Origin of the sequence: Trinickia dinghuensis (assembly GCF_003367175.1) — a bacterium.
GTDB classification, from domain to species: domain Bacteria; phylum Pseudomonadota; class Gammaproteobacteria; order Burkholderiales; family Burkholderiaceae; genus Trinickia; species Trinickia dinghuensis.
The window spans coordinates 541,522-559,313 of the sequence record NZ_QRGA01000001.1; the positions used below are offsets into that span (position 1 = coordinate 541,522).

The window sequence follows — 17,792 nt, forward strand, 5'->3', positions numbered from 1 at the left end:
CCCCCAGAGAATCGGCCTTATGAAAAATCGCCTAGTTTTCAGAAAGTCGCGCAGTGGGACGAAAGCACGCGCGCCACGCAGGACCGACAACCGTGCGCGACGACATACGGCATTCAACTATCTCGAACGGGCTAAATTGAATGCGTCCGCAAACACCGGCAACGAGGACGACCATTACAACCAAGCATACGCAACGCTGACAGCGCCAATTGTGAATTCAGCACCGCAATCGGACCCATACGTTCCGGCCACTGCAGCCAAAGAGACAGACAACTCCGCCTAATACGCACGCGTAGGATCTGTTTTTTGGTAGTAAGATATCCGCGCAGATCCTAAATCAACGCGTGAGCGAGCACGGGGGCGAGCTTGAACGAGTTGACGACCGATTCACGGGTGTTCCTCTCGACCTTGCCGCCCGGGCGCCGCGAGCGGCGACTCGCGATTGCTGTCGTTCTGATTACAGCGGTCGCCTTCATTGCGGCCGTTCCATTCGCGAAAGTTCAGCTAGCCAGGGTTTGGGCCTTTATTCCGGTCTACGAATCCGCGGTCGTCGTATGCGATTCGCTCACGGCGGCACTCTTGCTTGGCCAGTACCGCATTTTGCGGTCGAAAGCACTGCTTGTCTTGGCGACGGGATATTTGCTGACCGCCTTCACGGCGACGGCACACTTACTCACGTTTCCAGGCGTCTTCTCCGATACCGGCTGGTTAGGGGCACGCAGTCAAAGCACGGCGTGGCTCTACGTGTTTTGGCATGGCAGTTTTCCGCTGATCGTCATTGCCTATGCGTGGTTGAAGCGTGATGACGCGGCGACGCGAACACAGCCCGAGAGCACTTGCACGCGAGCGATTTTGGCCGCCATTGCCTTTGCCGCACTCGTCGCTATCGCGTTCGCGATACTGGCCACAAGCGGCTATGCATTGCTGCCGCCGCAGTTGTCTGGGCCACCGCTCGCACCGCGCTACACGGTGGCGCACGCCATCGTGCTGACGCTCATCTGGTCCCTGAGCCTGCTTGCGGTCGTGACGCTCCTCCTGCGGCGGCCTCACTCCGTGCTCGACCTGTGGCTCATGGTCGTCATGTGCGCGTGGCTTTTCGATATCACATTCGCGGGCGTGCTCAACCATAGCCGCTTCGATCTTGGTTTCTATGTCGGCCGCATCTATAGCCTATGCGCGGCAAGCTTCGTACTCGTCATATTGACGCTCGAGAACATCAACCTTTACGCGCGCGTCGTACAGGCACTCGAGAGCGAACGCATCGAGCGGCAACGCGTCGAGTCGCAGACGGTGCAATTGAACGAAGCGAACGCGCTGCTCGAGCACCGTGTGGCTGCGCGTACGGCCGCACTCACGGCGGCAAACCGCGACTTGCTCAATGAAGTGCTCGAGCGCAAGCGCGCTGAAGCAGCGCTCGAGCACTCACGCGAGGAGCTGCGTGAATTGGCGTCGATCGGGACCTCCGCGCGCGAGCAAGAAAATCGACGGATCGCGCGCGAATTGCACGATGAACTTTGCCAGACGCTGGCAACATCTCGACTCGAGCTTGAATTGGTTTCTGAAAGAAAGGCGTTGAAAGCCGAACTCGAGCCCGTGCATATGCTGCTCGACGAAGCGGTCGTCGCCACCCGCCGCATTGCGGCGGACCTTCGGCCGCTGGTGCTAGATGATCTCGGCCTCGGTGCCGCGGCGGAATGGCTCGCGCAGAACTTCCAACAGCGCCACGGCATCGAATGCGAGTTGATCGTCGAGCCCCCGGACCTCGATCTCGAGGAGCCGCAAGCGACTGCGGTGTTTCGCATCATGCAGGAATCGCTGACCAACATTGGGCGGCACGCACACGCCACCCAGGCAACGCTGAGCTTGACGCGCAACGACGATCACGTCTTGTTGATCGTGCACGACAACGGCGTCGGGTTTGACCTTTCGACGCCGCGCAAGCTGAATTCGTTCGGACTCTCGGGCCTTCGCGAGCGGGCCTATCTCGTCGCGGGCGAGGTCAGCATTCAGTCGGCGCCGGGATGCGGGACGTCGATCGAAGTGCGTATTCCGCTGCGTGTCATGCAGGAGCGTTGAAGCCGAGGCGGCCCATCGTATCCGCCCGCACGAAAAGGGCCGAGCCCTATGAAGAAGAGAACCCAGCCCAGTCATCTCCGGCTTCCGAAACTGTCCAACCCAACGGGGCGGAGTTCACCGAAAACGCGCCCCCTCTCGAGGAGGCGCTCAAGGCAACCCGCCAATTCAAGCGGCTTGCTTTTTCGGGGTCACCGGCTCGGGCGGGAGCTCCGCGTAGCGCTTGAAGCCGTCCCTCACCTCGATCCGCTTGTACCAGGCATCGAAGTTGGGCAAGTGCGGCCGGTCCTTCAAATTGAGAAATACCCATGTCTGAGCCAACACACCCAACGCAACATCGGCAATCGTAAAGTGATCGCCGGTGATATAGGCCTTCCCCTCGAGATACTCGTCCGCGATCGTCCAGTTCTTTGCGAGATTTTTGCTGGCGGCTTCGACCGCGGCTAGATTTCTCTGCGGCTCAGGCGTACGAATCAGCTGAATGAACGCGGTGGAAATATCCCCCCACAGCGCGCCCATCGACCAGTCGAGCCAGCGATTGACGTCGGCGTGCTCTTTCGCGCCTTGGGGGTAAAAGGTCGGGGCGCCATACTGCAACGCGAGATACCGCATGATGGCGTTCGATTCCCAAAGGACGAAGTCCCCATCCTTCAGAGTCGGTACCAACCCATTACGATTCATCTTCAGGTAATCCAGCGTGTCGATCACGCCGTACTGCTTGCCCGCATCGATTCGCTCGAAGTCGAGCTTCAGCTCTTCGAGGCACCACAGGACCTTTTTCACGCACACGCCACGCTCTCTACCCCAGACCGTAATCACCGTTGATTCCTCCAGTAAGAATTCAATCACTTCCGGCCAACCCGCGCGTTTCGAGCGACGCACTAGCCGATCACCTGCTTCGCTGCTGCTTGTTGCGCCGGCTTACGCGGGCTGTTTCGCCAACACTTCCCGATAATCTCGTACCGATAGGCCGGCAAGCCCCCAGTTGTCGATGTTGATCTCGTCGATGATGACCATCGTCGTTTTGGGGTTCTTGCCCAAGGTTTCCTGGAGCAACGATGTGACGCCGGCAATGAGCTTGTTCTTCTGCTCGTTCGTCACTGCTTCCTCGGTAATCTTGATGTTCACGTACGGCATGTTTCCTCCACGGGTTGATGTCAATCGATTCGTCTAGCCTGCTTCCGATCCTCGTGCCGTCACGCACGGCACACGCGAGCGCCGGTAGAAGACTCGAGGGTTCGAATCTCGGTACGTGCCGTTCAGCGCAGCGACGTTTCACCTAAGCTCTGTTGCAGGCGGGCCATCGCTCGGTGCAAACGCGTCGGACTCTGTGCGAAACACAGACGGATGAAGCCTTCTCCCCCGGCTCCAAATGCGCTGCCCGGCGCGATCGCCACCTGATGGTCGCGTACGAGCCGCATCGCTAGCGCTTCGCTGTCTTCGATGCCGTCAAGATGAGCAAACGCGTAGAACGAGGCATCGGGCGAACGGTATCGCAGGCCCCGTATGCCGGAGAGCGCGTCTTCGACGATCGAGCGGCCTGCTGCGCAGTAGGCACGAAACTTTGGAATGAACTCGCAATCGGCGAGCGCTGCGAGCGCGGCGCGCTGTGAAAACGGCGCGACAGCGGAATGCGTCAGCTCGACGTGCTCGCCGATTTCGTCGCGCAAGCCGTCGGGCATAACGAGCCAGCCGACTCGAAAGCCTGTCATCGCCCACGCTTTGCTGAAGCTATTGCAGACGATCAGCTTGTCGCCGGACTGCGCATGATCGAGCATGGACGGCGCCGCTTCGCGGCCGTCGTACACCAGCCGAGAATAAACATCGTCAGCGACGATCCATGCCCCGTGCTTGCGGCAAAGCTCGAGAATCGCGGTTAGCTCCGCATCCCGCGCACACCATCCTGTCGGGTTATTCGGCGAATTGAGAAACAGCACGCGCGCGCCCGCGAGAGCCTGATCAAGCAGGTCCATGTCGAGTGCAAAACCCGACTCGCCGTACGTAAGCACGACTTCGCGAATCTTGGCGCCGCGCAACGTCGCGAGATTGACCGGATTCGGCCACGAAGGCGATATCACGACCACCGCATCATTGGGACGCAGCAAGGCCGAGAACGCGACATTGAGCGCGGCCATGCCGGAGGCAGTAACGGCGATGCGCGTCTCCGAGACAGGCCGACGATGCAGCGCGGTGAGATAATCCGCGAGCGCCTCGCGCAATGCAGGCAAACCGCGAATGTCCGGGTATCGAGTCTCGCCATCGTCCAGCGCTTGCTTGAGCGCGGCGACTGCGCTCTGCGGCGCAGGATGATCGCTCTCTCCAAAGCAAAGAAAATCCACATCGCGCCGGCGAAATGCTTCGCGCGCTACGCGGACCAACTGCGAGGCGGCGCCCACTCGGGCGATGTCGCGCCGCGCCGCTTCGACAATCCCTCTTTGCGGCGTCGTACATCCGCTTGAGGAGAAGGTGTCCGGAAGCGGCGGAACGGCGGTGGTTGCGCCGCTCACTTGCGACAAGGTCTGGTGCATACGAGGATGAGATCGTGACGCTATAAGGAAAAAGTGAAGCGAACGTTGAACGGTGCAACTTCGAACGGGTGTCCGCGTATTTGAAAACTAATATAGAGGGGGATAAATGAACGGGACAAGTCGCGATATTTCAACGATCGTTTCCGATCGGCGAACGCGGATGGGCAGCACGCCCGCCCGCTAGAGCCCCGGTATATGCTACAAATGCAGCGGGCGGAAGCGCCGTTAATAATCGGCGCAATCGAGGTTTATCCCTCGACGGCATGGGGCCGTCGGAACATTGAGATATCATTTGCCCGTGCGGCGCGTGCCGTGCGTCCTCGACAGGGCACAATGTCATGAACCAACTTCTCAGAAAGCTTGACCTGACGTCGCTACGGCTTTTCGTCGCCGTTTGCCAGGAACGGAATATTGCGCGCGCCGCGGAACGTGAATGCATTACGTCATCTGCGGTGAGTCGACGAATTTCTGAAATCGAGGCGCTGATCGGGTTGCCCATCATCGTGCGCGAATCGCGCGGTATCTCAGTGACCCCTGTCGGCGCAACGGTGCTCCGTCATGCGCAGGCGGTTATTGCCAATATAGAAGGCATGGAAGCGGAGCTATCGCAGTATGTGACCGGCGCAAAAGGCGTTGTCAATGTCGCCGCCAGTCTGTCGGCCGTCGTTCAGTTCCTGCCCGAAGACATCGCCGGATTCAGGCGTGTCTTTCCCGATGTCGACATCGAAGTCGAAGAACGAACGAGCACCAACGTTTTGCGCAGCGTCCGCGAAGGCGGCATCGACTTCGGCATCTGCAACGAAATACCCGCCGTCGAGGGCCTCGAACCGCTGCCCTATCGAACTGACCGGCTGGTGCTGGTCGTGCCTGCGGCCCATCGTCTCGGCACGGCGACAACGGTTCGGCTGGCCGATTTCGTCGACGAGCAGTTCGTCGGATTTGGCGGCGATGCCGCGCTAATGTCGCTGCTCTGCCAGCAGGCTCAGGCGATCGGCAAGGATTTGAACGTAAAGATTCGCGTGCGCAGCCTCGATGCGCTTTGCCGCATGGTGCACGTACAACTCGGCGTCACTGTCGTGCCGCAGCAAATCGGCGAGCTCTACCTGAACACACTGAATATTCGCCTGATTCCGATTGCCGAGCCATGGTCGGCCCGCTCGCTGGTCATCGTTTGCCGGGATCGCGAGCGGTTGACCGCACCGGCAGCCGCACTCGTGAATTTCCTAACCAATAAGCCCTGAACGTCCTAGTTCAATAGCAAGCGACCGCGCACCATTTCCGCGCACGCAGCGCGCGAACGCTCTCGTTTTAGCATTTCAGTCATCGCAACTTGTCACGCTTCGCGTGAATCGCTGGCCTTTATGATCGCAAGAACGTATTTTCGAACTTGCGAACCATGCCAAAAACCCTTTACGACAAGCTTTGGGACGCGCACGTCGTCGCGACTCAAGCGGACGGCACCACACTGCTCTACATCGATCGACATCTCATCAATGAGGTCTCGAGCCCGCAGGCGTTCGAAGCAGTGAAGCTCGCCGGAAGAAAACCCTGGCGCGCTGCCGCGAATTTTGCCGTTGCCGACCACAATGTTCCGACAACGGATCGCACTGGCGGGCGCATCGACGATCCGATTTCGCGCATCCAAGTGGCGACGCTTGGCGACAACGCGAAGGCCTTCGGCTTCACCTATTTCGACATGGCCGACAAGCGCCAAGGTATCGAACACGTCATTGGGCCGGAGCAGGGAATCAGCTTGCCTGGCATGACGCTCGTGTGCGGCGACTCGCATACGTCCACGCACGGCGCGCTGGCGAGCCTTGCGTACGGGATCGGCACGTCGGAAGTCGAGCACGTCCTCGTCACCCAGACGCTCCTCACGCGAAAGATGAAGTCGATGCTTGTCAAGGTCGACGGCGAACTGCTGCCAGGCGTGACGGCGAAAGATCTCGTGCTCGCAATCATCGGCAAAATCGGGACGGCGGGCGCTACCGGGTGCGCGATCGAATATGCGGGCTCGGCCATTCGCGCCCTGTCCATGGAAGGGCGCATGACGATTTGCAATATGGCGATCGAGGCGGGCGCGCGCGCCGGCATGGTCGCATTCGACGACACCACGCTCGAATACGTTCGTGGCCGTCCGCTGGCGCCGAGCGGCGATGAGTGGGACCGCGCCGTCGAATATTGGCGAACGCTCCATTCCGATGAGGGTGCCGAATTCGACCTCGTCGTCACCCTCGACGCGGCGCACGTTCTGCCCCAGGTGACGTGGGGTACGTCGCCGGAGATGGTGGTTCCGGTCGACGGTCGTGTGCCCGATCCCAACGCGGAGCTCGATCCGATTCGCCGCGACGGCATTCAGAAAGCGCTCGACTACATGGGCCTGGCCCCCGCAACCCGTATCACAGACATCGCGATCGACAAGGTATTCATCGGCTCCTGCACCAACTCGCGTATCGAAGACTTGCGCTCGGCGGCGGCTGTGGTCCGCGGGAAGCGGCTCGCCTCCAACATCAAGCTGGCGATGGTCGTGCCCGGCTCCGGCTTGGTCAAAGCGCAGGCAGAGCGTGAGGGAATCGACAAGGCATTCCTGGACGCGGGTTTTGAATGGCGCGAACCGGGGTGCTCGATGTGCATGGCCATGAACGAGGACCGGCTGAAACCGGGCGAGCGTTGCGCTTCGACTTCGAATCGGAACTTCGAAGGGCGCCAAGGCGCCGGTGGACGCACTCATCTCGTGAGCCCTGCGATGGCGGCTGCGGCGGCTATTGCCGGGCACTTCGTCGATATCCGCGATCTGCCTTGATCTCGAGTCCGAGGATTCGAAATCGCGACCTAACCTGCAAACCAACATGAAACCTTTGACTCGACACGACGGGCTCGTCGTTCCGCTCGACCGCGCAAACGTCGATACCGACGCAATTATCCCTAAGCAGTTCTTGAAATCGATTCGCCGGACAGGCTTCGGCGAGAACCTGTTCGACGAATGGCGCTATCTCGATCATGGGGAGCCGGGGCAGGACTGCTCAAAGAGGCCGCTCAATCCTGACTTCGTGCTCAACCGCCCCGAGCTGAGCGGCGCCTCGATTCTTCTGGCACGCGCGAACTTCGGCTGCGGGTCGTCGCGGGAACATGCCCTGTGGGCACTCGAGCAGTACGGCTTCCGGGTATTCATCGCACCTAGCTTCGCCGATATTTTCTTTCACAACAGTTTCAAGAATGGCGTCTTGCCGATTGTGCTTGCCCCTGAAGAAATCGATCAATTATTCGAGCAGGCACGCGCTTGCCGCACGCTCGAGCTTTCGGTCGATCTCGAGCAGCAGACGGTTTCGAACATGGATAGCACGATCGTCTATCGGTTCGATGTCGATCCGTTTCGCAAGCACTGTCTTCTCAACGGATACGACGACGTTGCCCTAACGCTGCAGCGCGCCGACGACATCCGACGCTTCGAAGCACGGCAGCTAGAACGGTACCCCTGGTTATCGGAGACTTTTTAGTTCATTCAATTGGAAGGAGACGCCACCGCATAGAGAGAAACGACGCAAAGAAGGAGACAGACCGCATCCGGCATCAGGCAGCACGACCGAGCAGTTGAACAATAAAAGAGAGGAGAGAGGGCCATGCAAATCAGGAATCTGATCAAATGTCTGGATCTAACGACACTACAACTGCTGTTGTCCATTCATCAGGAGGGGACGCTTTCGGGTGGTGCTCGTCGTGAGGCAATTGCGGTATCGGCGGCCAGTAAGCGGCTACAGGAACTCGAGCGAGCGATTGGGGTTCAGCTGTTTGTTCGCGAAAACAAGGGCATGAAACTCACTCACGCGGGCGAAACCGTCCGCCGCCATGCACAGCAAATGTTGTGCAATGCGCAAAGCATCGGCCTCGAACTTCGCGGAGAATCGATGCGCGTGCGGGTGGCGGCGAACCCTTCCGCAATCGCTCAGTTCTTGCCGGAAGACTTTCAAGGCTTTCTGCACGCGCATTCGTCCATCGGCATCGACCTGCTAGAGCTGTCGAGCAGCGACGTTCTGCTCTCCGTGCAGGGCGGCACGGCCGATTTGGGTATCTGCGCACCCATGTCGGAAAAGATGGGGGAACTGCTCGTCGATACGCGTCCGTATTGGCGGGACCGCATCGTGCTGGTTACGCGAGCCGACCACCCGCTCGCCCAGCACGGTCGACGGACGTCGCTCGCCGACACATTGGATGCAGACTACGTCGACTTGCAAGGCGGCGACTGGATCAGTGTGCAAGCGCAGAGAGTAGCGGCCGAGTATGGCAAAACGCTTAAAGTACGCGCGCACGTGCGAGGTTTCGACGCCCTGTGCAGGACGGTGCTGGCTCGCGTTGGTGTGGGCCTGTTACCCCACGGAGCTTTTCGCGCAATCGGCGAACCGCTCGGGTTAGTGGCCATCGAACTCGACGATGCTTGGACTGACCGTCAACTTCAGATTGTCGTCTCCGCTGAAAGACCACAGTCGCGCGCGGTATCGGCACTGTTCGATTACTTGAGTCAAGTCGCGCGGAACGCATGCGCAGCTTCGTCTGCGGCGGACTATGATTCGCGCTTTCCTCTGGCTGCAGTCGCGGAACAACGGATCGCCTTCGAGGGGGCTTGGGCATGAGTATTCCCTCGAACGGCGGACGACAAGCCCTCGTCCACGCCGCATTCGCTGCCGTGTGTGCGGCAATGGTCTCGGTCGATGCCCATGCGGCGGACACCGCGGCCAAGGAAGTTTGCTATGGCGTGGCAAAAGCCGGCCACAACGAATGTGCGAACAGCACCTGCTTCCACTTGTGCTCGGGGCTATCGCGCACCGATCACGACCCAACCGAGTGGACAATGGTGCCGCAAGGCACTTGCACGCAGCTGGGAGGCACGGTGCAGCGTGCGCCGCTCGCCTGTTCGTCCTCCTCCGCCGCCGTGGCCCCATCGCCGAAAGCCGATCAGGTTGCGGGTGCCGCCCTCTATACCCATGGAGACGCGTCGCGTGCCGTGCCGGCATGTGCCGCTTGCCACGGCGCGGACGGGAACTCCGATTCTCCGGCCTATCCGCGGATAGCGGGACAGTATGCGTCCTATGTTACGGAGCAGTTGCGGAAGTTTCGCGCACGCACCCGCGAAAACGCGCTGATGAACACGGCGGCAGCCTCGTTGACCGATGCCGATATCGTCAATGTCGCCGCGTATCTATCGACGCAAACGCCAAAAGCACCGCAAACGCCGCAAACGCCGCAAGCGCCACAAGCGCCACAAGCGCCACAAGCGCATGCAAGCTCGGCGCTCGCGGATGCAGCCGGAAAATCGTTTAGCGACTGCCACGACTGTCCGGAAATGATTCCGCTGCCCGCGGCACAATTCGTGATGGGCTCGCCAACAGACGAGGCCGGCCGCTTCGGGAACGAAACGCAGCACCTCGTCGAGATAGCCGCTCCGTTCGCCATTAGCCGCTCGGACGTAACGTTCGATGAGTGGGACGCCTGTGTGCGGGATGGCGGCTGCAACGGGTATCGGCCGTCGGATGAAGGATGGGGACGCGGAAATCTTCCCGTCGTCAACGTCAGTTGGAGCGACGCGAAGGCGTATTTGGCTTGGCTTACAAAAAAATCGCATCGGCCCTATCGGCTGCCGAGCGAGGCCGAATGGGAGTACGCGGCACGTGCCGGCACGACCACCGCTCGCTGGTGGGGCGATGACATACGTCGCGACTACGCCAATTACGGCCCTGACGAATGCCCTCAGCAAACGCGTTGCGGCGGCTTTGCCGCCGGGGCCGATAAGTGGGTCTATACGTCTCCTGTCGGCAGCTTCCCCGCGAACCCGTTTGGCCTTCTCGACGTGCTGGGCAACGTTTGGCAGTGGACGGCCGACTGCTGGCATGGCGATTACCAGGGCGCACCCGCCGATGGCCGGGCGTGGGACGAAGCCAGTTGCGATCGCAGAACGATACGGGGCGCGTCGTGGGCGAACGTACCAAGCTTCGTTCGGTCGGCAAGTCGCGCCGCCGTACCGGAGAGCTTACGCGCGGATGTCGTCGGATTTCGCGTGGTGCGGGAAACGACGCCCCCCGTCCTGACAAGGTAAAAGCTTGGACTCAAGGAGAGCAGCGATGCCGATGGTGCTGATAACAATCACGGATGAAGACGTCTCGCGGGCGCAGAAGAGCGTGCTCATCGCCAGCGTAACAAGAATCTTGCACGAGACGTTGGGCGAGACCGCAACGCCGACAATGGTTGTGATCGATGAAGTCCAACTCGACAACGTTGGGCTGAACGGACTGGGGGCGCTCGAATTCCGAAAACGAGCGCTCGCAGGTCGTGCTCACGCGTGATGCGGCACGCATCGGCGTCGGGTTGTCGACCGGCGTCGATGCAGTCCTACCGTACCCGATGGCCGGCAGCTCGGACTCACCGGCGCAAGCCGATGAGTCCGGTCTCAGGCCCTGACGAGTTCGTTGATCGCGACTTTACTGCGTGTTCTTTCGTCGACTTTCTTGACGATGACGGCGCAATTGAGGTTGTATCTACCGTCGTCCGACGGAAGGCTCCCGGCGACGACGACCGAACCGGCCGGCACGCGGCCATACGTGACGGCGCCCGTTTCCCGGTCGAAAATCTTTGTGCTTTTGCCGATGTAGACGCCCATCGAGATCACCGAATTCTCTTCTACGATCACGCCCTCGACGATTTCCGAGCGCGCACCGATAAAGCAGTTGTCCTCGACGATGGTCGGACTATCTTGCAAAGGTTCGAGCACACCGCCGATGCCTACCCCGCCGGATAAGTGAACGTTCTTGCCGATCTGCGCACACGATCCTACCGTCGCCCACGTATCCACCATGGTGCCGTCGCCCACGTAACCGCCGATGTTGACGAACGAAGGCATGAGCACGACATTGCGTCCTATGAAGCTGCCCCGACGCGCCACGGCCGGCGGCACGACCCGAAATCCGCCGGCGGCAAAATCGGTTGCCGTGTAGTGTGCGAACTTGCTTTCGATTTTGTCGAAATACTGCATACAGCCTGCGTTCATGGCAACGTTCGCATCAAGGCGAAATGACAGCAGGATGGCCTTTTTCACCCACTCGTGCGTGACCCATTGGCCATCGAATTTTTCCGCGGCGCGCAGGCGGCCCGCATCGAGTGCGGCGAGTACGCGATCGACGGCAGTCTTGAGCTCGGGATCGGCCAGCTGGGGTGAAATCTCGCTACGGTGCTCGAATGCAGACTCAATGATTTTTCGGGTTTCTTGCATGAGTAACCTATAAGCTTCGAATGAATCGCGACATTCTCCGAGCACCCTCCACGCATTGATCGATCGGTGCGACCAATGCGGCGCGTACGTAGTTTTCTCCCGGATTGATGCCGTGAGCGTTGCGCGCGAGATAGTTGCCCGGCAGAACCGTGACGTGCTGCTCTTGGTACAAGCGCTTGGCGAACGCGATATCGTCGATGGGTGTCTTTACCCATAGAAAAAACGATGCTTGCGGTGCGGGCACTTCGAGCGCTTCGTTCAATATGGGAAGAACCGCGGCCAATTTTTGCCGGTAGAGATAGCGATTTTCCGCGACATGCGATTCGTCATCCCAGGCCGCGACACTCGCGACGCTGACAGCGCCACTCATTGCCGACCCATGGTACGTCCGGTATAGCAGGAATTTTTTCAGGATTTCCGCATCGCCTGCCACGAAGCCGGAGCGCAGTCCCGGAACGTTGGAGCGTTTTGACAAGCTGTTGAATACGACAAGCTGGCGATAGTCGGCTCGATCCAATAGCTCGGCAGCCTGCAATGCCCCGAGACTGGGCCGGGTTTCGTCGAAGTAAATTTCCGAATAGCACTCGTCCGCGGCAATGACGAATCCGTAACGGTCGGCGAGGTCGAACAAGCTACGCCATTGCGAGAGCGACAGCACGTTTCCGGTCGGATTGCCGGGCGAGCAGATAAAGACGAGTTGCGTGCGTGCCCAGACCTCTTGCGCTATCTCCGCCCAGTCGATCGAGTACGAGCGCTCAGGGCACAGATTCAGAAAGTACGGCGTCGCCTTGGCAAGCAATGCCGCGCCTTCGTAAATCTGGTAGAACGGGTTGGGCATCTGCACGATCGGACGGTAGCCGCGCGTGCTGTCGATCACCGCTTGAGCAAAGGAAAACAGCGCTTCGCGAGTGCCGTTGACCGGAAGGACATGACGGTCCTCGCAAATGCCGCGCAGCGCGTATCGCCGTTGGAGCCAGCGCGCGATGCTCCTGCGCAACACGGCAGCCCCGCCGGTGGGCGGATACTTCGCCAGTTCGCGAACGCCGTCGGCATAGGCTTGCTGTATGGCTAACGGCGTAGCGTGAGTCGGCTCGCCCATCGACATGTCGACGTGCTGCAACGACGCCGGGCTGACCTCGCTCAATAATCGCCGCAGTTTTTCGAACGGGTACGTATGAAGGTGTTCGATGTCAGGATTCATGGTACCGATCCGCGGAATGTAGCGGTGCCGTAGGAGCCCGTCGGGAGCAGAGGGAGCCGGGCGGATACGGCATTAGACGAACGCCGCCTCGCATCTGGGCAACGGAGCAATCGTCGAGAAGAAATCGCGCTCGCATTCTTCCGCGCGCCGAATTTCCATGACATTGCCATCACTTTTGAGCAGCAATTCCTTCGGTCGCAGGCGGCCGTTGTAGTTGAAGCCCATCGATGCGCCGTGCGCCCCGGTGTCGTGAACGATCATGAGATCGCCGGGTTTCGGATCGGGTAGATTGCGATCGACGGCGAACTTGTCGTTGTTTTCGCACAGCGATCCGACCACGTCGACCGGCCCGGTAGTGCGGTTACGCACGAAAGGCAGCGTGATGTGGTGATACGCATTGGCGTAGAGCGCCGGCCGCATGAGTGCGCTCATCGATGCATCCACCCCGGCGATTTCCTTCCATTTGCTCATCCGATTGATGACGCGCGTCACCAGCACACCATGCGGGCCAGTGATGTAGCGGCCACATTCGGTGTAGATCGCGGGTTGGGTGCTGTGGTTCGGGAAAAATGTGTCTCGTAAAGCGATGACGCCCGACGCGAATTTCTCCAAATCGAAAGAGGGGTCGTCCGGCCGATAGGGAATACCGATGCCGCCGCCGATATTGACGAACTCGAAACTCAGACCGACGGCAGACGCGATCTCCGCCGCCCTCGATAGAATTCGCCTGACCGCCGAGATCGCGCGATCCGCGCTGATTTCGTTCGAGCAAAGCATGGCGTGGATGCCGAAACGCTGCGACCCGCGCCGGCGTGCCGCAGCGTAAGCGCTTTCCAGGCGATGCTCCGGCACGCCGAATTTCGATTCTCGAAATCGGCCCATGAAGTCGCATTCACGAGCCGCATCGGGAATGCTCGCGCGGAAGCACGCGAGATCGGGGAAGGCATCCAAACTCGAGAGATAGCATTCGTCGTCGAGGTTGACGATGCTGCCTAGCCTTTGCGCCGCGGTAAATTCACTGGCGTTCGTGTTGTTCGACGTGAAGAATAGGTCCTTCCCGCGTGCGCCCACCCAGGACGCCAATTTCAACTCGGGCACGGACGCGCAGTCGAAGCCGAACCCGCATTCATGAAGGATTTTCAAAATCCAAGGGTTCGGCAGCGCCTTGACGGCGAAGTACTGGCGAAACGCCGCGCCTTCAAACGCCTTGTTGAAGCGCATGCAGGTGTCTCGTATCCCTTGCTCGTCGTAGATGTGGAAGGGCGTGCCGTATTGCCCCGCCAGCATGTCCAACTGGGGGAGCAGACGTTGTTCGAACGAAGTCGTGGCGGGCAAGGCGAAGTCCTCCTAGCGAGCGGTTGCCGCAAGCTGAAATGGCCAAACAAGGCGTTGGGCGGCGTTACACCGTGCGTGCGACGGAGAGCGTCGCGATCGAGCGGGTACGAGGCCCCGACAGCGGCCGCGAATAGCCATAGTTGATCAATTCGTTCGCGACGAATCCGCAAGCTTCGCCTTCTTGTTTGAGGAATTGTGTCGAGAGATAAAAGAAATCGGGGACGCTCTTGTGCGCTTGCACGGGCGAGTCATCGCTGGGACCGTCATTCGAAATGACGATTTGTCCCGTGGGCGACAGCAGCGCGCGCGCTTTGAGCAGCACATGCTTGCAGCCGTCCAGCATGTTGTAGAGATGGCCAAAGAAGCCGTCGGCATAAATCAGGTCGTACGGACGACCGTCCGCAAGCTGGAGATCGAAAAAATCGACCTCCGCCGCGGGCACCTGCTTGGCAAGCGCGAGCTCGACAGCCTCTCGATTGATGTCGATCGCGAAAACATCGATGCCGCGTTGGACAAGCTCGGCTTCGACGAACGCATTGCCGCACCCTAGGCTTAGGACGCGCTTGGTGGTGTCCGAACCGATCGCATCCATGAGACGCTCGACCATCGCGTTTCGATAGTCCAGGCAATAGGTGGACGGCGTGACGGAATCCAGATAACTGCCGCCCTTTTCCCAGATCTCGTAGATGGACGCTCCGATGTGGCCATCACATGACAGTTTCTTCTGGTAGTAGTCGAAAACGCTTTGGGGAGTATTCATTTTTGTCTCCTTGGATGTGAAGGGTGCGGCTGGAGCGTGATCGAGCGGTCAAGCATGCGCGGCATCGGGGTATGCATCCCCTTGACGTCGGGCCAACAGTTGATGAAGCGACGCGAGATAGCGTTCCGATGAATTGAGGCGAATGAGCGCGCCGACAGCGATTTCCTTCACGACACGCGGGTCGTGGTCGACCAACGGACGAATCACGTTGTCGAACCAGGCCTTGCCGTGCACCGCGTCGATTCGGATGTGCAAGTCATGGTAGGCAAGCCCCTCCTCCGGCAGGCCGAGTCGACGCCAGCCGGCCACTAAGTCCTTGAAGCGACGCGGTGCGAGATATTCCGATACGCCGTAATACCCGAGCGCTTTGTAATGATGTCGTTGATTCACTACGAGGCACGCGGACAGATTGCCCGAAACCCGCGATGCCGGAAGCAACGTGCGCTTCAGATACTCGTCATCGATTCCCACCGCATCGAGCGCCTTTCCGAAAAGGTAGGTGTGGACACCCAACTCATCGCCACAGCCCATCTCGTCGAAGTAGTTCTTTGCAATTTCCATTTTCTCGGCACCACGGGTGCCTACCTGCATTAGCGCCAGGATGTCGTCGAAACGGGGATCAAGCGTCGTTTCCTGCGCGAGAAACACCTTTACGCTTTCGACATCGGCCTCCTCGCGCAAAAAAGTTCGGTAAAACGGATGCGTGCCGGCAGGATGTTCGGATAGTGTCCGCTTTAGCCAATCGAGGAATGCTTCGCCCTCGACAGGCAGGTCATCCAGTACGTCGGCATCGGCTTCGATCTGCTCGAGTTCGAGATCGAACATCACGGGTTCCAGCAAACTGGCGATATCGGTGAACAGCGGCCCCAAGTCCGCGTCGACCAATTCGATACCCGGCACCGAAAAGCGATAGTCGTAAATGGCCGCGAGGATGCGATGCAAATAATCCAGGCGTTCCTCGTTCTGACCGCGAGCGTCCCTCGCCAAACGGATGCACTGGTCGAGCACGTGCTGGCGTTGCTCGATGTCGAGCACATACGGGAGCGCCCTGGCGGAGCGGCTCGCCGAGGAGGTGCCGTGCGACGTACGGGGCTTGCAGGACTCTAGGACGAGCGAAAGAAGGGAAAAATTGTCAGCGGGCATGTGAGCGTACCTATTTTGACCGTATCGATTTCAGGGACGCATGTAACCCGCCCCGGCGCTAAAGTGTCGAGAACGCGTGCGGCCTCACCTCGGCTGTGTCTACGTGAGGTATCGCATTCACCGCAAGAGCAGAGAATGCGAGACAAGGACAAAGTCGTTGCGGAGATTCGGCATCGAATCTCGAATCAATTTCATCCTGCTCGATATCAATATAATTTTTTGAAAAATGCGGGGTCAATCCGTAATATTTCAATGCTCGTTTCCTATTCGAGAACGCGGGCATAAAGCCGCACAAAGATCGAGATCGGCATCTCATTTCGTTAAGGCTGGCTTGTGCATTCGTCGGCTCTGCCTACCTGGCGTTGCACTACGATGCGACCAACACGCGTGGCAGCGCGCTCGTCATTCGACTGCGTGTCCTTTTTGGGGATTCAACGGAGCCTTCGTATGCGATACAAACAACGTCCCGCCGGTTCGAACTGGGGCGATTTCGGGCCGGACGACCAGCTAGGCAGGCTCAACCTGCTGACGCCGGAGAAGGTGCTCGAGGGAATTGCCGAGGTGCGGGAAGGGAAATCGTTCTGCCTGAGCTTGCCGCTCGACCTGCCGGGCGGCAGCAAGTGGAACCCGCGCCGTCGTCCGCCGACGTTGCTGCCGGTGCTGCGCAACAACAAATCGAACATCAGTTACGAACTGCGTCAGGACGAACCGTATTTCACGGATGTCCTGTGCGATCACAGCGTCACGCTCTACACCCAGTATTCGACCCAGTGGGACGGTCTTTCACAAGTGGGCAGCCTGTTCGACCTGCACGGCGACGGTCAGCGGCAGAGCTGCTTCTATAACGGCTTTGCCGCCGAAGCCGATATGTTCGGCCCCATCGTGCGCGAGCCCGATGAACAGGGGCGCCTGCCACCCGCGCCCGCGCGTGCGCTCGGCATCGAGCACATGGCCGCCAAGGGCGTCCAGGGCCGCGGCGTGCTCATCGATCTCGAAGCGCATTTCGGCCGCGAAAAGCGCCGGATAAACTTTCGGCAACTGAGAGAGGTGATGGAAGCCGACGGCGTCGTCGTCGAGCGCGGAGACATCGTGCTGTTTCACACGGGGTTCGGGCAGATGCTCATCGATATGAACGGCAACCCCGACGTCGAACAACTCGAGCACTCGTGCGTGGACCTGGACGGGCGCGACGAAGCACTGCTGAAGTGGATCGACGAGACGCACATCGCCGCGATCGCGGCGGACAATCATGCCGTTGAAGCCTACCCGGCCGACAAGCTCGGCGCCGCGCATTATCCGCTGCTGCCTCTGCACGAGCTCTGCTTGTTCAAGCTCGGCATCCACCTGGGCGAGCTGTGGTATTTGACCTCGCTTGCGCGCTGGCTTCGGGAACACAAGCGTCACCGCTTCCTGCTCACAGCACCGCCGCTGCGGCTGACCGGCGCGGTCGCTTCACCGGTCACGCCCGTGGCGACCGTGTGATACGGTAACGCA

16 protein-coding genes are annotated in these 17,792 nt (G+C 59.9%); 8 read left to right on the forward strand and 8 right to left on the reverse strand.

From position 1 onward, the window contains the following. Positions 1 to 366: 366 nt before the first annotated feature. On the forward strand, positions 367 to 2,076 hold the full coding sequence (locus tag DWV00_RS02400) for a sensor histidine kinase (RefSeq protein WP_115531907.1): 1,710 nt from the start codon (positions 367 to 369) through the stop codon (positions 2,074 to 2,076). A 165-nt stretch (positions 2,077 to 2,241) separates the two neighbouring features. Here DWV00_RS02400 and DWV00_RS02405 read toward each other — a convergent pair whose 3' ends face one another. From DWV00_RS02405 to DWV00_RS02415, 3 genes are all read right to left on the reverse strand, one after another. After that, a complete protein-coding gene (locus DWV00_RS02405; RefSeq protein ID WP_115531908.1) occupies positions 2,242 to 2,955 on the reverse strand; it encodes a glutathione S-transferase family protein in 714 nt (237 codons plus the stop codon). Positions 2,956 to 2,994: 39 nt separating this feature from the next. Beyond that, positions 2,995 to 3,210, reverse strand: a complete 216-nt coding sequence (locus tag DWV00_RS02410; RefSeq protein ID WP_115531909.1) for a 2-hydroxymuconate tautomerase family protein — start codon at positions 3,208 to 3,210, stop codon at positions 2,995 to 2,997. Positions 3,211 to 3,332: 122 nt separating this feature from the next. Continuing rightward, complete coding sequence (locus DWV00_RS02415) at positions 3,333 to 4,601, reverse strand: pyridoxal phosphate-dependent aminotransferase (RefSeq protein ID WP_115531910.1); 1,269 nt, start codon at positions 4,599 to 4,601, stop codon at positions 3,333 to 3,335. 338 nt (positions 4,602 to 4,939) lie between these two features. On the opposite strand from DWV00_RS02415, the gene DWV00_RS02420 reads away from it, so the two are divergent. The 6 genes from DWV00_RS02420 to DWV00_RS02445 all read left to right on the forward strand — a co-directional run bounded on the left by DWV00_RS02420 (position 4,940) and on the right by DWV00_RS02445 (position 10,936). Beyond that, positions 4,940 to 5,842, forward strand: coding sequence for a LysR family transcriptional regulator (locus tag DWV00_RS02420; protein WP_115531911.1), 903 nt, complete (start codon positions 4,940 to 4,942; stop codon positions 5,840 to 5,842). A 155-nt stretch (positions 5,843 to 5,997) separates the two neighbouring features. Then, positions 5,998 to 7,404, forward strand: coding sequence for a 3-isopropylmalate dehydratase large subunit (gene leuC, locus DWV00_RS02425; protein ID WP_115531912.1), 1,407 nt, complete (start codon positions 5,998 to 6,000; stop codon positions 7,402 to 7,404). A 46-nt stretch (positions 7,405 to 7,450) separates the two neighbouring features. Then, complete coding sequence (leuD, locus tag DWV00_RS02430) at positions 7,451 to 8,098, forward strand: 3-isopropylmalate dehydratase small subunit (protein ID WP_115531913.1); 648 nt, start codon at positions 7,451 to 7,453, stop codon at positions 8,096 to 8,098. A 123-nt stretch (positions 8,099 to 8,221) separates the two neighbouring features. Then, on the forward strand, positions 8,222 to 9,229 hold the full coding sequence (locus DWV00_RS02435; RefSeq protein WP_115531914.1) for a LysR substrate-binding domain-containing protein: 1,008 nt from the start codon (positions 8,222 to 8,224) through the stop codon (positions 9,227 to 9,229). Next, positions 9,226 to 10,689: a BufA1 family periplasmic bufferin-type metallophore gene (gene bufA1 / locus DWV00_RS02440; RefSeq protein ID WP_115531915.1), complete on the forward strand. Its 1,464-nt coding sequence runs from the start codon at positions 9,226 to 9,228 to the stop codon at positions 10,687 to 10,689. The genes DWV00_RS02435 and bufA1 overlap by 4 nt, the downstream gene beginning before the upstream one ends. A gap of 25 nt (positions 10,690 to 10,714) precedes the next feature. Further along, the gene (locus DWV00_RS02445) at positions 10,715 to 10,936 is read left to right on the forward strand and encodes a tautomerase family protein (protein ID WP_115531916.1); all 222 of its coding nucleotides are present in this window, start codon (positions 10,715 to 10,717) and stop codon (positions 10,934 to 10,936) included. Between the two features lie 104 nt (positions 10,937 to 11,040). Here the strand turns inward: DWV00_RS02445 and dapD are convergent, their stop codons facing one another. The 5 genes from dapD to DWV00_RS02470 all read right to left on the reverse strand — a co-directional run bounded on the left by dapD (position 11,041) and on the right by DWV00_RS02470 (position 16,190). Beyond that, on the reverse strand, positions 11,041 to 11,859 hold the full coding sequence (dapD, locus tag DWV00_RS02450; RefSeq protein WP_115531917.1) for a 2,3,4,5-tetrahydropyridine-2,6-dicarboxylate N-succinyltransferase: 819 nt from the start codon (positions 11,857 to 11,859) through the stop codon (positions 11,041 to 11,043). Positions 11,860 to 11,866: 7 nt separating this feature from the next. Next, a complete protein-coding gene (dapC, locus tag DWV00_RS02455; RefSeq protein ID WP_115531918.1) occupies positions 11,867 to 13,060 on the reverse strand; it encodes a succinyldiaminopimelate transaminase in 1,194 nt (397 codons plus the stop codon). 72 nt (positions 13,061 to 13,132) lie between these two features. Beyond that, positions 13,133 to 14,395, reverse strand: a complete 1,263-nt coding sequence (locus DWV00_RS02460; protein WP_115531919.1) for a diaminopimelate decarboxylase — start codon at positions 14,393 to 14,395, stop codon at positions 13,133 to 13,135. Between the two features lie 64 nt (positions 14,396 to 14,459). Continuing rightward, on the reverse strand, positions 14,460 to 15,155 hold the full coding sequence (locus tag DWV00_RS02465; protein ID WP_115531920.1) for a class I SAM-dependent methyltransferase: 696 nt from the start codon (positions 15,153 to 15,155) through the stop codon (positions 14,460 to 14,462). A 48-nt stretch (positions 15,156 to 15,203) separates the two neighbouring features. Continuing rightward, a complete protein-coding gene (locus tag DWV00_RS02470) occupies positions 15,204 to 16,190 on the reverse strand; it encodes an iron-containing redox enzyme family protein (protein ID WP_181885325.1) in 987 nt (328 codons plus the stop codon). A 555-nt stretch (positions 16,191 to 16,745) separates the two neighbouring features. On the opposite strand from DWV00_RS02470, the gene DWV00_RS02475 reads away from it, so the two are divergent. Further along, positions 16,746 to 17,780, forward strand: coding sequence for a cyclase family protein (locus tag DWV00_RS02475; protein ID WP_115531922.1), 1,035 nt, complete (start codon positions 16,746 to 16,748; stop codon positions 17,778 to 17,780). Positions 17,781 to 17,792: the final 12 nt, after the last annotated feature.

Excerpts from the sequence above, each read along its gene's own strand:
- DWV00_RS02410 (WP_115531909.1), bottom strand. The coding sequence starts at position 3,210 with ATGCCGTACGTGAACATCAAGATTACCGAGGAAGCAGTGACGAACGAG.
- DWV00_RS02415 (WP_115531910.1), bottom strand. The coding sequence starts at position 4,601 with ATGCACCAGACCTTGTCGCAAGTGAGCGGCGCAACCACCGCCGTTCCG.
- DWV00_RS02420 (WP_115531911.1), top strand. The coding sequence starts at position 4,940 with ATGAACCAACTTCTCAGAAAGCTTGACCTGACGTCGCTACGGCTTTTC.
- leuC (WP_115531912.1), top strand. The coding sequence starts at position 5,998 with ATGCCAAAAACCCTTTACGACAAGCTTTGGGACGCGCACGTCGTCGCG.
- leuD (WP_115531913.1), top strand. The coding sequence starts at position 7,451 with ATGAAACCTTTGACTCGACACGACGGGCTCGTCGTTCCGCTCGACCGC.
- DWV00_RS02435 (WP_115531914.1), top strand. The coding sequence starts at position 8,222 with ATGCAAATCAGGAATCTGATCAAATGTCTGGATCTAACGACACTACAA.
- bufA1 (WP_115531915.1), top strand. The coding sequence starts at position 9,226 with ATGAGTATTCCCTCGAACGGCGGACGACAAGCCCTCGTCCACGCCGCA.
- DWV00_RS02445 (WP_115531916.1), top strand. The coding sequence starts at position 10,715 with ATGCCGATGGTGCTGATAACAATCACGGATGAAGACGTCTCGCGGGCG.
- dapD (WP_115531917.1), bottom strand. The coding sequence starts at position 11,859 with ATGCAAGAAACCCGAAAAATCATTGAGTCTGCATTCGAGCACCGTAGC.
- dapC (WP_115531918.1), bottom strand. The coding sequence starts at position 13,060 with ATGAATCCTGACATCGAACACCTTCATACGTACCCGTTCGAAAAACTG.
- DWV00_RS02465 (WP_115531920.1), bottom strand. The coding sequence starts at position 15,155 with ATGAATACTCCCCAAAGCGTTTTCGACTACTACCAGAAGAAACTGTCA.
- DWV00_RS02475 (WP_115531922.1), top strand. The coding sequence starts at position 16,746 with ATGCGATACAAACAACGTCCCGCCGGTTCGAACTGGGGCGATTTCGGG.